This is a genomic window from Variovorax sp. YR750 (assembly GCF_900109805.1).
In the GTDB taxonomy this organism is placed as follows: domain Bacteria; phylum Pseudomonadota; class Gammaproteobacteria; order Burkholderiales; family Burkholderiaceae_C; genus Variovorax; species Variovorax gossypii.
Window position 1 is genome coordinate 347,602 of sequence record NZ_FOBJ01000006.1, and the last position, 12,913, is coordinate 360,514.

General features: G+C 65.3%; 15 protein-coding genes and 3 tRNA genes. 14 read left to right on the forward strand and 4 right to left on the reverse strand.

The genetic code is table 11. The annotated features are described in order from the left end of the window. Positions 1-7: 7 nt before the first annotated feature. From BMY35_RS15330 to BMY35_RS15350, 5 genes are all read left to right on the forward strand, one after another. Entirely contained in the window at positions 8-1,234 is a 1,227-nt protein-coding gene (locus tag BMY35_RS15330; RefSeq protein ID WP_093200362.1) for an O-succinylhomoserine sulfhydrylase, read from the forward strand. Positions 1,235-1,238: 4 nt separating this feature from the next. Next, positions 1,239-2,627, forward strand: a complete 1,389-nt coding sequence (gltX, locus tag BMY35_RS15335) for a glutamate--tRNA ligase (protein WP_093200365.1) — start codon at positions 1,239-1,241, stop codon at positions 2,625-2,627. 35 nt (positions 2,628-2,662) lie between these two features. Continuing rightward, positions 2,663-2,738, forward strand: a tRNA-Ala gene (locus tag BMY35_RS15340). Between the two features lie 48 nt (positions 2,739-2,786). Beyond that, positions 2,787-2,862 (forward strand) — tRNA-Glu (locus BMY35_RS15345). A 69-nt stretch (positions 2,863-2,931) separates the two neighbouring features. Then, positions 2,932-3,008, forward strand: a tRNA-Asp gene (locus BMY35_RS15350). Between the two features lie 68 nt (positions 3,009-3,076). Here the strand turns inward: BMY35_RS15350 and BMY35_RS15355 are convergent. Continuing rightward, positions 3,077-4,051, reverse strand: a complete 975-nt coding sequence (locus BMY35_RS15355) for a LysR family transcriptional regulator (protein ID WP_177213646.1) — start codon at positions 4,049-4,051, stop codon at positions 3,077-3,079. An 81-nt stretch (positions 4,052-4,132) separates the two neighbouring features. Here BMY35_RS15355 and gstA point away from each other — a divergent pair, with 81 nt between their 5' ends. Both gstA and BMY35_RS15365 read left to right on the forward strand, forming a co-directional pair. Continuing rightward, positions 4,133-4,747 (forward strand): glutathione transferase GstA, encoded by a 615-nt coding sequence (gstA, locus tag BMY35_RS15360; protein ID WP_093200371.1) that lies wholly within the window; start codon positions 4,133-4,135, stop codon positions 4,745-4,747. A 130-nt stretch (positions 4,748-4,877) separates the two neighbouring features. Continuing rightward, a complete protein-coding gene (locus tag BMY35_RS15365) occupies positions 4,878-5,255 on the forward strand; it encodes an HU family DNA-binding protein (protein ID WP_093200374.1) in 378 nt (125 codons plus the stop codon). A 115-nt stretch (positions 5,256-5,370) separates the two neighbouring features. Here BMY35_RS15365 and BMY35_RS15370 read toward each other — a convergent pair whose 3' ends face one another. Then, a complete protein-coding gene (locus tag BMY35_RS15370) occupies positions 5,371-5,580 on the reverse strand; it encodes a hypothetical protein (protein WP_093200377.1) in 210 nt (69 codons plus the stop codon). Between the two features lie 173 nt (positions 5,581-5,753). Between BMY35_RS15370 and BMY35_RS15375 the strand changes: the two genes are divergently transcribed. Both BMY35_RS15375 and BMY35_RS15380 read left to right on the forward strand, forming a co-directional pair. After that, a complete protein-coding gene (locus BMY35_RS15375; RefSeq protein ID WP_093200380.1) occupies positions 5,754-6,227 on the forward strand; it encodes a hypothetical protein in 474 nt (157 codons plus the stop codon). A gap of 116 nt (positions 6,228-6,343) precedes the next feature. Beyond that, positions 6,344-8,173, forward strand: a complete 1,830-nt coding sequence (locus BMY35_RS15380; protein ID WP_093200383.1) for a bifunctional metallophosphatase/5'-nucleotidase — start codon at positions 6,344-6,346, stop codon at positions 8,171-8,173. A gap of 30 nt (positions 8,174-8,203) precedes the next feature. Here the strand turns inward: BMY35_RS15380 and BMY35_RS15385 are convergent, their stop codons facing one another. Beyond that, complete coding sequence (locus BMY35_RS15385; RefSeq protein WP_218152997.1) at positions 8,204-8,863, reverse strand: DUF418 domain-containing protein; 660 nt, start codon at positions 8,861-8,863, stop codon at positions 8,204-8,206. Positions 8,864-9,140: 277 nt separating this feature from the next. Between BMY35_RS15385 and BMY35_RS15390 the strand changes: the two genes are divergently transcribed. Further along, a complete protein-coding gene (locus BMY35_RS15390; protein ID WP_093200389.1) occupies positions 9,141-9,725 on the forward strand; it encodes a BPSL1445 family SYLF domain-containing lipoprotein in 585 nt (194 codons plus the stop codon). 49 nt (positions 9,726-9,774) lie between these two features. Here the strand turns inward: BMY35_RS15390 and BMY35_RS15395 are convergent, their stop codons facing one another. Continuing rightward, positions 9,775-10,623, reverse strand: coding sequence for a ParB N-terminal domain-containing protein (locus tag BMY35_RS15395; protein ID WP_093200391.1), 849 nt, complete (start codon positions 10,621-10,623; stop codon positions 9,775-9,777). A 208-nt stretch (positions 10,624-10,831) separates the two neighbouring features. On the opposite strand from BMY35_RS15395, the gene BMY35_RS15400 reads away from it, so the two are divergent. From BMY35_RS15400 to BMY35_RS15415, 4 genes are all read left to right on the forward strand, one after another. Beyond that, on the forward strand, positions 10,832-11,362 hold the full coding sequence (locus BMY35_RS15400) for a sigma-70 family RNA polymerase sigma factor (RefSeq protein WP_093200394.1): 531 nt from the start codon (positions 10,832-10,834) through the stop codon (positions 11,360-11,362). A 33-nt stretch (positions 11,363-11,395) separates the two neighbouring features. After that, entirely contained in the window at positions 11,396-11,641 is a 246-nt protein-coding gene (locus tag BMY35_RS15405; protein ID WP_093200397.1) for a FecR/PupR family sigma factor regulator, read from the forward strand. Positions 11,642-11,890: 249 nt separating this feature from the next. Continuing rightward, positions 11,891-12,130, forward strand: coding sequence for an MbtH family protein (locus BMY35_RS15410; protein ID WP_093200400.1), 240 nt, complete (start codon positions 11,891-11,893; stop codon positions 12,128-12,130). Between the two features lie 7 nt (positions 12,131-12,137). Continuing rightward, the gene (locus tag BMY35_RS15415) at positions 12,138-12,878 is read left to right on the forward strand and encodes a thioesterase II family protein (protein WP_093200403.1); all 741 of its coding nucleotides are present in this window, start codon (positions 12,138-12,140) and stop codon (positions 12,876-12,878) included. Positions 12,879-12,913 lie beyond the last annotated feature (35 nt).

The following is a 12,913-nucleotide window of genomic DNA, read 5'->3' on the forward strand; positions in this document are numbered from 1 at the left end:
AGACGAAGTGACCGACGACGAACGAACACTGCCGCCGGGGTTGCATCCCGACACGCTCGCGCTGCGCACCGGCCTCGCGCCGAGCCAGTACGGCGAGCATTCCGACGCGCTCTTCCTGACCAGCGGCTTCGTGCAGCCCGACGCCGAGACCTCGATGCGCCGCTTCGCGGGCACCGAGCCGGGCTTCACGTACTCGCGCACCTCGAACCCGACGGTGACCAGCTTCGAGCAGCGCATCGCGGCGCTCGAGGGCACCGAGGCGGCGATCGGCGCTTCGACCGGCATGGGCGCGATCCTCATGATGTGCATGGGCCTGCTGAAGGCCGGCGACCATGTGGTCTGCTCGCGCTCGGTATTCGGCTCGACGCTGAACCTGTTCGGTAAGGAGTTCGCCAAGTTCGGCGTCGAGACCACATTCGTCTCGCAGACCGACGTTGCCGAATGGCGCGCGGCCGTCAAACCCAACACCAAGCTGCTGTTCGCCGAGACGCCCACCAATCCGCTCACCGAGGTCTGCGACATCCGCGCGCTGGCCGACGTGGCGCATGCGGCGGGCGCGCTGCTGGCGGTCGACAACTGCTTCTGCACGCCGATCCTGCAGCGTCCGGCGGCGCTGGGCGCCGACCTCGTCATCCACTCGGGCACCAAGCACCTCGACGGCCAGGGCCGCGTGATGGCGGGCGCGATCTGCGGTCCTTCGAAGCTCATCGTCGACGTGTTCGGACCCATCGTGCGTACCGCCGGCATGGCGCTGGCGCCGTTCAATGCGTGGGTCGTGCTCAAGGGCATCGAGACGCTCGGCATCCGCATGAAGGCGCATTGCGCGAACGCGATGGACATCGCGCAGTGGCTCGAGAAGCAGCCCGGCATCGCACGCGTGTACTACCCCGGGCTCGCTTCGCATGCGCAGCACGAACTGGCCATGCAGCAGCAGTCGGGGCAGGGCGGTGCGGTGGTGTCGTTCGACGTGGTCGGCGATTCGCCCGAAACGGCGCGCGCCAATGCCTTCCATGTCATGAACAGCACGCGCGTGGTGAGCCTCGCCACCAATCTCGGCGACGTGAAGACCATCATCACGCATCCGGGCACCACCTCGCACGGCCGCCTGACCGAAGCGCAGCGCCAGGCCGCCGGCATCGGCCAGGGGCTGATCCGACTCGCCGTCGGCCTCGAGCATGCCGAAGACATCAAGGCCGACATCACGCGCGGCCTGAGCACCCTGAATCCACGATAACGAAATGACCGGCAAAGTACGCACCCGCATCGCACCATCCCCCACGGGTTTTCTTCATCTGGGCACGGCACGCACGGCCCTCTACTCGTGGGCCTATGCGCGCCACTATGGCGGCGAGTTCGTGCTGCGCATCGAGGACACCGACGTGGCCCGCTCTACGCAGGACTCGACCGACCAGATCCTCGCGTCGATGCACTGGCTCGGCCTCGAATACGACGAAGGCCCGATCTACCAGATGCAGCGCCTGGAGCGTTATCGCGAGGTGATCGCGCAGATGCTCGCGGCCGGCACGGCCTACTACTGCTACTGCACGCCGGCCGAGCTCGACGAGATGCGCGAGGCGCAACGCGCGCGCGGCGAGAAGACGCTGTACGACCGCCGCTGGCGTCCCGAGCCGGGCAAGGTGCTGCCGCCCGTGCCCGAAGGCGTGCCGCCGGTGGTGCGCTTCTGCAATCCGCCCGAAGGCGATGTCACGTGGAACGACCTCGTGAAGGGTGAGATCACCATCAACAACCGCGAGATCGACGACCTCATCATCCTGCGGCCCGACGGTGTGCCGACCTACAACTTCGCGGTGGTGGTCGACGACTGGGACATGAACATCACGCACGTGTTCCGCGGCGACGAGCACATCAACAACACGCCGTGGCAGATCAACATCTTCCGCGCGCTCGGTGCATCGCTGCCCGAGTTCGGCCATGTGCCGGTGATTCTTGGCGACGACGGGCAGAAGCTCTCGAAGCGTCGTGGCGCAGTGAGCGTCACTGCCTATGAAGACAACGGCTACCTGCCCGAAGCGATGCTCAACTACCTTGCGCGCCTTGGCTGGAGTCATGGCGACGACGAGCTCTTCACGCGCGAGCAGATGGTGAGCTGGTTCGATGGTTCGCACCTGTCGAAGAGCCCCGCGCAATGGGATGCGGCCAAGCTCGCGTGGGTCAACGCGCAGTACATCAAGGCGAAGAGCGGCGACGAACTCGCGCCGCTCGTTGCAGCACAGTTGCAGAAGCGCGGCATCGTTGCGGACGAGCGGCTGCCTGCGATTTGCGCGCTGTTCAAAGACCGTTGCGAGACCACGGTTGCGCTCGCCGATTGGGCTGTTGCGTTCTATGCGGACATCACAGTGACCGAAGCAGATCGCGCGCAGCACATCACTGACGCAGTGAAGCCCGCAATCGCAACGCTCGCTGAAAAAATGATGACGGTCGCGTGGGATAAGGCCTCGATCGCAGTTATGATCAAGGAAGTCCTCGCGACACACGCATTGAAGATGCCGGTGTTAGCGATGCCAGTACGAGTGCTTGTGATGGGAACACCGCAAACACCGTCCTTGGATTCAGTCCTCGAAATTTTTTCCCGCGAAAAAGTTATCGAACGATTGAGAAAGGCCTGAAATTCGGGCTATAATCTGAGGCTCGACACCCACACGGGGGTATAGCTCAGCTGGGAGAGCGCTTGCATGGCATGCAAGAGGTCAGCGGTTCGATCCCGCTTACCTCCACCAGAGTGTCGAGATGGTTAGAGATGCTGATCGCAGCACGTCCAAGGTTTTGACCCTATCGTCTAGAGGCCTAGGACACCACCCTTTCACGGTGGCTACCGGGGTTCGAATCCCCGTAGGGTCGCCAGTTTCACTTCAGTGAAGCTGGCACGAGTCGTCAACACTCGGTTCCGCAAGGAACGAACGTTGTCTACCAGGAGTGGTAGTTCAGTTGGTTAGAATACCGGCCTGTCACGCCGGGGGTCGCGGGTTCGAGTCCCGTCCACTCCGCCAGTCAGAAGCCCTTGCAGCTCAATGAGTTGCAAGGGCTTTTCACTTTCTGGCCTCTTCTCTTCTTCCCTCTATTCGATCAGCGGACTCGGGCGCATCACGCCCGCGAGTTGCTGTTTGCCCGACAGCAGGAAGTCGATGAAGGCACGCACGCGGCGCGGCATCGAGCGACTCGCCGGATAGACCAGCGATGCAAGCTTTGGCGCAGGCTCGAAGTCCTGCAGCAGTCTTTCCAATCGACCGCTCGCGATGTGCTCGTTCACGACGAACATTGGCAGGTGCGCGATGCCCAGTCCTGCCACTGTCATCGCCGCAAGGTGATGCATGTCGTCCGAGCGCACATCGGCGCGCGTCTCGATCTGCAGCGGCCCTTCCGGTGTCTTGAAGTTCCATGACTCCTCCCGACCATCCGGCCGCGCATAGGCCAGGCACTGGTGCGCGAGGAGTTCTTCAGGTCGTGATGGCCGCGGCTTCTCTCTGAAACACGCTGGAGCCGCAACGGTGACGAATTGCCCGTATCCCAACGGACGCGCCACGAGGCTCGAATCGGGCAGGGCGCCCACGGCTATCGCGACGTCCAGCCCCAGATCGAAGATGTCCGACAGCAGCATGGTCGACACGATCTCGATGCGCAGTTTCGGATGTCGCGCGAGCAGAGCCGGCAGCATCGGCGCAACAACGAATGTGCCGAAGAGCGGCGGCAATCCCACGCGCACGGTGCCGGACACCGCGTACGCGCCCGCCCCGGCTTCTTCCGCCGCTTCCGCCAGCAGTTCGAAGGCTCGCGCGCAACGTTCATGAAACGCCATGCCTTCCTCGGTCAGATGCAGCGCCCGCGTCGTGCGCGTCAGTAGCTGCACGCCGAGGTCGCTCTCGAGTCGACCGATGGCTTTGCTCACGGCCGACGGCGTCATCGCGTGCAGCGCCGCGGCGGCAGTGAAGCTGCCCGCGTTGGTCACCGTCACGAATACGCGTGCATCGGCTTCCGATATGGGCAACTCGTGAGTCCGGCTCATCAGTCTTGTGCCTTCAGCCTGCTTTTTCATGAAGCTCCTCGCGGCCACCATTCGTGGCGTGCACATCGATCACATCGACACAGCCCGTCTGACCATCAACAGGAGCCGATCATGAAACTCTTCTACAGCCCCGGTGCTTCTTCATTGTCCCCGCACATCGTGCTGCACGAGGCCGGCCTGAGCGCGGAGATGATCCGTGTCGACCTCGAAACCAAGACGCTGCCTTCCACCGAGCAGAGCTATCTGCCGATCAACCCCATGGGCAAGGTGCCCGCGCTCGAGCTCGACGACGGCGAGGTGCTGACCGAAGGCATTGCCGTGCTGCAGTACCTTGCCGATCTCGCTCCGGCGTCGCAGCTTGCACCGACGGCCGGCACCATGGCGCGTCATCGTTTGGCCGAGGCCCTGAGCTTCGTCGCGACCGAGCTGCACAAGGGCTTCGCGCCCATGTTCGATCCCGACGTGCCGGCAAGCTACAAGCAGAGCCTCATCGCCGACACCCGGGCCTTCGAGCGCGTCGCATCGCTGGTGCAGCCGGGGCCGTACATCCTCGGCGAATGCTTCACCATCGCGGATGCGTACCTCTATCCAATCCTGCGTCTCGGCCGTCATGCAGGACTCGATTTCTCGCCGTGGCCGGCGATCGTCCGCTACATGGAATCGGTCGCGAAACGCCCCGCCGTGCATGCAGCAATGCAGGCAGAAGGACTGATCGAAGATCGATAGATGAAGGTTTGAAGCGACCGCGTTACATCCGGGCTCTCGCAGTCGAATAAACTCCGCCCCGCTTGCAGCTTGTATTCGTGCTGCGCCGCCATAGGCAACATGGCGAAATTAAACCTATCAGGAAACTCAGTTGAACCGCATCGAACTCGTCGAAAAAATCGCCGCCGCCCACAACCTCAGCAAGGCAGAAGCCGCGCGCGTTCTCGAGACCATCACCAGCTCGATCGTCGCCGCCGTGAAGAAGGACGACCCCGTCCAGATCGTCGGCTTCGGCACTTTCAAGCAAGTGGCGCGCGCCGCTCGCTCGGGCTTCAACCCCAGCGCCGGCACCAAGATCAAGATCGCCGCACAGAAGGTGCCGAAGTTCGTGCCGGGCGCAGCCTTCAAGGCCGCCGTGGACCCCAAGGCTGCAAAGCGCAAGGCCGACAGCAAGGCTGTGGCCGCCAAGCCCGCAGCAAAGAAGGCTGCCGCGCCCGCCAAGAAGGCCGCCGCTGCCAAGAAGAAGTAAGAAGCAGTGACGAAAGCGTCGCGGCCATGCGCTGCGAACGCAGAAACGAAAACGGCCCGAAAGGGCCGTTTTTTCATGGGCGGCGCACTTTGCCTGCCAGTGCGCGAATTCTTCCTCAGTCGGGTTGGATCACGCCCTCGCTCAGATAGCGTTCGTACTCGGCGATCGGAATCGCCGTCGTCTGCATGTTGCCGGCGTCGCCCCAGCTCAGCACGGCGCTGTCAGGCGCCAGTTGAATCTCGATGGGGCCCTGGGGAATGAGGATCAGGGGGCCGTCGCCAGCCCGATATTCGACATTTCCTGTGACTTTCGCATTGGCTGCCATGGCTTCGTTCCTCGGGATGTTGGGGAATGCGGGGGACGGAACCCAAGCGTATAGGAATCCGGTGTCCTGCGGGTGCTTTGGCGTGCGCTTATCCGTGCAGATCGAATGGCTGTCCGCCGGGTGATGGCACGTCATACCGGCGTCACGTGCCGCGTGGCACGCTCGCGCCTCGAATGACGAAGCCCATCCGAAGATTTCTTGCGCTGTCGATTGCCTGCCTCGCGATCCTGGCGGCGGTCGTCGGATGGCACCTGGCCTGTGGCAGTGCCACCGAAGTCCGCGTGGCCGACGCAGCTCCGTCGCTCGAAATCCGATGGCACGGCGGAGGCATCGTGCTGCAGGGAACGGTGCAGGACGTCGCCACCCAGCGCTCCCTCGCGGAAGGCGCGGCCGCGCGCCTGGGCGGCGAGAGCGACCAGGTGACCGACTGGCTCGACATCACGCCCACCGCGCCGCCGGTGGCAGACGCGGCGGCGCTCGCCAAGGTCATCCTCCTCGGACAGGAGGGCTGGCACCTGCAGCGTCGGTCGACCGAAGGCTTGCTCGCGGTGCAGTCGCCGACCGACGAGCGCAGCATGCAGGCAAAGGCGCTCCTGCAGGCTGCATTCGGCCCTGGCATCGCGATCCGCCTCGTGCAGTTGCCCTGAGCGGCGACGACGCCTCTTTGGATCTTCTCGCCCCGTCATGGGGCCTTCATGGCCTCGTCATGAGTCGTGTCCAGCATCCGCTGCGGCATTTCCAAAAACCGAGGAGAGAGGTTCCCATGCACCCATCGTTGAAGCACTTCGCCCTCGCCGGCGTGGTGGTGGCTTCGCTGACTGCCTGCGGCGGCAGCGGCAATTCGAACAATTTCATTCCTTTCGTGCCGCCACCCACGGCCGGCAATCTTCCGGCACCTGCGCCCGCCGTTCCCGGCAGCATGGACGTGAAGCTCATCGCCTTCAACGACCTGCACGGCAACCTCGAGCCGCCGAAGCTGTCGATCACCGCGCCCGCCAAGAGCGGTGGCACGGTGCCCGTGCCTGCCGGCGGCGCGGCCTACATGGCTTCGGCCATCGCCTCGCTGAAGGCGCAGAACCCCAACAACGCCGTGGTCTCGGCCGGCGACATGATCGGCGCGTCGCCGCTGGTCTCCGCGCTCTTCCTCGACGAATCGACCATCGAAGCCGTCAACGCGATGAAGATCGACTTCAACGCGGTCGGCAACCACGAGTTCGATAAGGGCCAGACCGAACTGCTGCGCATGAAGAACGGCGGCTGCGCGAAGAACACCGCGCTCGAGCCCTGCCGCGTGAACAAGAGCTTCCCGGGCGCCAACTTCGGCTTCCTCGCAGCCAACACCGTGAAGGGCGACGGCAACACGCTGTTTCCCGCAACCGGCATGAAGACCTTCGCGAAGGACGGCGCCACGGTGAAGGTGGCCTTCATCGGCATGACGCTGAAGGGCACGCCGAACATCGTGACGCCGGCCGGCGTTGCGGGCCTCACTTTCAAGGACGAAGCCGACACGGCCAACGCGCTGATTCCGCAGCTGAAGTCGCAGGGCGCGGACGCCATCGTCGTCGTCATCCACGAAGGCGGCACCACCACCGTGGGCTACAACGACAAGAGCTGCACGGGCCTGAGCGGCGACATCCTGCCGATCCTCAACAAGCTCGACTCCGCGGTCGACGTCGTGATCTCGGGCCACACGCACCGCTCCTACGTGTGCGACTACGGCAAGACCAATCCGGCCAAGCCTTTCCTGCTGACCAGCGCGGGCCAGTACGGCACGCTGCTGACCGACATCAACCTCACCATCGACACGAAGACGCGCAAGGTGACGGCCAAGACCGCCGACAACGTGATCGTGCAGGGCGAGGCCTACACCAGCGGCGCCACCACCGTTGCGCTGACCGACCAGTACCCTGTCTTCGGCAAGAACCAGGAAGTGGCTGCGCTCATCAGCCAGTACCTCGCGATTGCGGGGCCGCTGGTGCAGCGCGTGGTGGGCTCGCTCACTACGACGGCTACGCGCGCGCAGGACCCGCAGACCAAGGAAAGCGTGCTGGGAGACCTGATCGCCGATGCGCAACTGGCCGCAACCAGTCCGGCCGGCAAGGGGGCTGCGCAGATCGCCTTCATGAACCCGGGCGGCGTGCGCGCCGACCTCGCGCCCGCCGGCGACGGCAGCGTGACCTACGGCCAGATCTTCGCCGTGCAGCCCTTCGGCAACAGCCTCGTGGTGAAGACCATGACCGGCGCGCAGATCAAGGCAGTGCTGGAGCAGCAGTTCAACAGCGGCTCCAACACCACGACTTCGCCCAAGGTGCTGCTGCCTTCCGCAAGCTTCAAATACAGCTTCAACCTTTCGGCACCCGCTGGTTCACGCATCACCAACATGTCGCTCAACGGCACCGCGATGGCCGACGGCACAAGCTACCGCGTGACGATGAACAGCTTCCTGGCCACCGGCGGCGACAACTTCACCGCCTTCAACCAGGGCACCGACGCGCTCGGCGGCGACCAGGACGTGGATGCCCTGGAGGCCTACATCAAGGCGAACAGCCCGCTGGCGCCTCCGACGCCCAACCGCATCTCAGTCTTGCCCTGAGCAGGCGGTGAACGAGGGGGCAGGCTGTGTTCAGACAGCCTGCCCCTCAGGATGTGCCCACCTCACGGACCTCGAGCGAGACCGCGCGAGCCATAGGCAGCTGAACACGGCCTGCAGCAAGGCAATCGCGACACAGGGCACGGCAACCCCCAGCAGGAGCCCGAAGCGCGGCTCCAGCGCATGGAAAAGGCCAAGCACGAACAGCACTTGCACGAGGTAGTTCGCCCATGCCATGCGTCCCATGGGGGCGAGCTTGCACAGCCGTCGACGCCAGCGCGGTTGCTGGAACATCAGCACGAATGCCGCGATGCCGAACGTGAACAGAGCCGGCGCGATCGATGCGGGACCTTGCGGCAGCGCGATCGCGACAAGGCTGACGGCAAGTGCAGCCTGCAGCAGGCGAGCCCACAGGTGCCGGTACGCAACCGACTCCTTCAGCATGCGTTGCACGAGCAGGCGCACGGCTCCAGTCTTTTCGTCGGGCCCGTCGACCCGCGTCGCGAAGCTCACGCCGAAGAGCAGCGCGAGGAGGGCGGCGGACGTTGCGGCGAACTCGAGCGCCGAAGTGCTGAACAGATTGAGCACAGGCGCGCAGAGCAGTGCGAAGCCGCGCAGCGCGTCCGGCAGTGCGAGGCGGCGGACGCTGCCGGCGCGAGAGTGGCGCGGAAACCTTGCGAGATCGAGTGTCATGGGAGTGCGCGAAGTCGGTTCGATGCCAGATCGCGGACGGCCTTGTGCAGCCGCCCGCACCAGAGCCGCGATGCTACGAACCCGCATTGCACGAACATTGCGCCTGATTCGGTAGGACGAGCGGCCATCGGTTCATCGACGCCGTGACCTTGCGTAGGCCGATGCCTTCAACCGGATTTGCACGGTTTTCGCGGACTTAGCATGAGCCGATCTGCCATCGCAGGCAGAGTTCTCGTTCATTGCCGATCCATGTTCTCAACAAGGAAAGGATTCCGTCATGAAAGCCATGAACTTCCGAACGCTGGCGTTCTCGTCCATCGTGGCGGCGTGCAGCCTGGCATTCGTCGGGTGCACCACCACGCGGCCGCAGGACCAGGCCAGCAGCGCGTCTTCGCGCACTTCCATCGACGCTCAGGTCGATGCATCGCTCTCCAAGCTGTACGACTCCGTGAAGGGCTCGCGTGAGCTGGTAGCCAGGTCGAGCGGCGTGCTGGTCTTCCCCGCCGTGGTGGGGGCCAGCATGGGCGTGGGCGCCGAGTACGGGCGGGGCGCCCTGCGCGTGAACGGGCGCACGCAGTCCTACTACAGCACGACCGCCGGCTCCGTGGGATTCCAGGCCGGTGCGCAGTCGAAGGCGGTGATCTATGTCTTCACCACCCAGGCGGCGCTTGACCAGTTCCGTAACAGCAAGGGCTGGACGGCCGGTGCGGATGCCACCGTGGCACTCGCAACCATCGGGGCCAACGGCAGCATCGACACGAACACCCTTCGCCAGCCCGTGGTGGGATTCGTGATGACCAACGTGGGGCTTGAGGCCGGCGTTTCGCTGTCGGGCGCGAAGATCAGCGCGATCCAGCCCTAGTCAGCCCTGGTAGAGAAACCCGCCGGTCCTGAGTGGACCGGCGGCGAGCTCAATGCCCGAGCTGCGCCTGCAGCTCGGCGACCTGCCTGCGCAGGGATTCGTTCTCGGCAGTGAGTTCCGCCACGCGCTGTTGCAGCGCCTGAAGCGTGTCCACGCTGCCTTCGTCGTCGGAAGGCGCTTCGGCGGATTCCGCGCGCGGCTTCTTCTTCGACTCGCGCACGCGCTTGGCTGCCTGCTTGAGTTCGTCCTTGCCGGCGTTCGCGGCCGAGACCTGCTCTTCGGCCGGCAGCGTGGCCACGGCCGCCGCGGTGTTGATCGAGATCACACCCGATTTCACGGCCGCCACCAGTTCCGGCGCAGCCTGCTTCTGGATCTTCTCGATCATCACGACCTGACTGCTGCTCAGGCGCGCAGCCTTGGCGATGGCCTCGCGACTGTTGAGCGGCGCGGGCGGCGGCAGGGACGCCGCAGCCGCATCGTCTTCCGGCGTCGCGTCGGCGGGCGGATCGACGTCGAACGGCGCGTCCGACGAGGAGGCTGCCGACTCCGCCGGTGCCATTGCTGAACGGCTGCGCTGCTGGTCGACGATGTCCTTCTTCCTCAGCGCGAGCACGCCGCGCAGATAGTCCGAAATGCTGCGCCGGCCCAGGTGCTGGTCGATCATCCAGAGGTGTACGTCCTCGATGGTCTTGAAGCGCGGGTTCTGCACGGTCTTGAACGGCAGGCCATGTTTCTGGCAGATGCCGTAACGGTTGTGGCCGTCCACCAGCACGTCGCCCCACAGCACCAGCGCGTCGCGGCAACCCTCGGCGAGGATGCTCCGCTCCAGCGCCTCGTGTTCCTCCGGTGTCATGGGGTCGATATAGGCTTTGAGTTCTTCGTTGACGACGATGTTCATGGGGACGCGATCGGGATAGGGGCGGCATTTTAGGTGGCGCCGCCGGCCCGCCCGGCGTGGGCCGGAGCTGTCTCGCTTTCGGCCGTTCAAACGTCTAATGAAGTGAGAGATAAGGGGAGGAGCAACTGCAAGAGCAGGCCTTCTTTTGTCCAAAGATGGTAATAGTTCTTATTTGCATTATCTCAAATTGAATACTTCAGGAGTACCCATGGACATGTCGCTTCAGCCAGCCGAGCCCACGCTGGGGGAGGTCTTCATCGCAAACCGTGCCCAGCTCCAGCGCGTCGCGCAAAAAATCGTCCGTACCGCGGACCTCGCCGACGAAGTGCTGCAGGACGCGTACCTCAAGCTCGCCGACGGCGCCTCGGTGCGCGACGTGCGCAAGCCGCTCGGCTATTGCTGCCAGGTGGTCCGCAACGTGGCGTTCGACTATCACCGCCACAACTCCGTCGAGGCCAGCTATCGCACCTACTGCGAGGACGTCGAGCTCGTGAGCCCGCCGAGCAACGATGCGCCCGAGCGCGTGCTCGACGGGCGCCAGGCGCTGGCGGCGATCGATCGGGTGCTCGAGGCGCTGCCCGCGCGCACCCGCATGGCCTTCGAGCTCAACCGCCTCAGCGGCATGACCCAGCGCGAGATCGGCGTGCGCCTGGGCTGCTCCGCCACGCTGGTGAATTTCATGATCAAGGACGCCGACGCGGCCCTGGAAAGCTGCCGCTATCTGGTCCAGGGTGGCTGAATCCGCCGCGCCATCGGCGATACGATGTCGCCGATGACAAAGACGGACAAGGATCACGACCCGGTCTGGCAGGCTGCATGGACCTGGGTGCGCCGCCAGCACGAGCGCGGCGGCCTCGGCGACGCGGCAAGCGAGGAGTTCGCACGGTGGCTGGCCGAGAGTCCTCTTCACCGCAAGACCTACGACGAGGCGGCCCGTCTCTGGCTGCTCGTGGGCCTCGTGCCGCCCGCCAACGACGTTCCTCCGCCGGACGACACGGAAGAGCCCGCCGGGCGGTAGCCGCCGCTGTCGTCGGGCTTCGCGCTTTTCCTTCCCGTTCCCCGCCACCCGCTGTTTTCCCGCGGCCCGGCCGCGGCGCAGCCGCGACCTCGCGCGGCCGCCGGACCTGCGTCAACAGTCCTAAACACCCGGCCTCCTGCCCCGTCATGTATCGCAAGGGAAGGTGCCCGTGCCCCGCCGAGCGAAACGCGCGGCGGACGGCGCGGGGTTTCCTCGCCCGCCGATCTCAACAACCCAAGAGGACCGCACATGTCTACCAGCTGCTTCGACCGTGAGGACGAGACCTTCATCGTTCTCGTCAACCACGAAGAGCAATACTCGATCTGGCCGCAATGGAAGGCCGTGCCCGGCGGCTGGAAGGCCGTCGACGGCGTGCAGGGCGACAAGAAGACCGTGCTCGACTACGTCGAGAAGAGCTGGACCGACATGCGCCCGAAGTCGCTGCGCGACTGGATGGCGCAGCAGGAAAACACCTCCGCTGCAGCCTGAGGAGCGAATGCAGGCTCCTCTCTCGCTGCTGTGCCTGCCCTGCGCGGGCGCCAGCGCCACCATGTACCTGCGCTGGCGGCGCGTGCTGCCGCGCTGGATCGAGGTCGTGCCGATGGAGCTGCCCGGTCGTGGCGGCCGCCTGGGCGAGGATTTCGTCCAGGACTTCGATTCCATGGTCTCGCTGCTGTGCGCCGAGCACGATGCGGCGCTGCGCGGCAACTTCGCGCTTTTCGGTCACAGCATGGGCGCCTTGCTGGCATGGGGCATCGTGCAGCGCCTGCGTGCGAAGGGGCGTTCCCTGCCCAAGGCGCTGCTCGTGTCCGGCAGCGCCGCGCCCTCGCACCGCGACCCCGACCGCTTCGTCGACATGAACGACGACGAAGCCCTCGTCGGTGATCTGCGCAAGCAGGGCGGCACGCCCGAGGAGCTCTTCGACAGTCCCGAGCTGCTGCGCATGACGCTCGACACGCTGGCCGCCGACTACCGAGTGTGCGAAAGCTTCGCGCACTCGGGCGATGCGCCGCTGCCGCTTCCGCTGCACGTCTTCGCGGGGCGTCAGGACGACATCGAGCCCTGGCGCATGGAGGCCTGGTCCGGCGAGACCGCGAACCCCGGCTTCACGCTCGACTGGTTCGAGGGTGGCCATTTCTTCATCCGGCAGCACGAGACCCGGGTGCTCGCCGCGCTGGTGCAGCGCCTGGCCCGGTCGGTGGCGGGGGAAGCCCATGCGCCTCGTGCCCTTGCATGACTCGCTGCCGCCGGGCTGCGCCGTGTCGCCGGTCC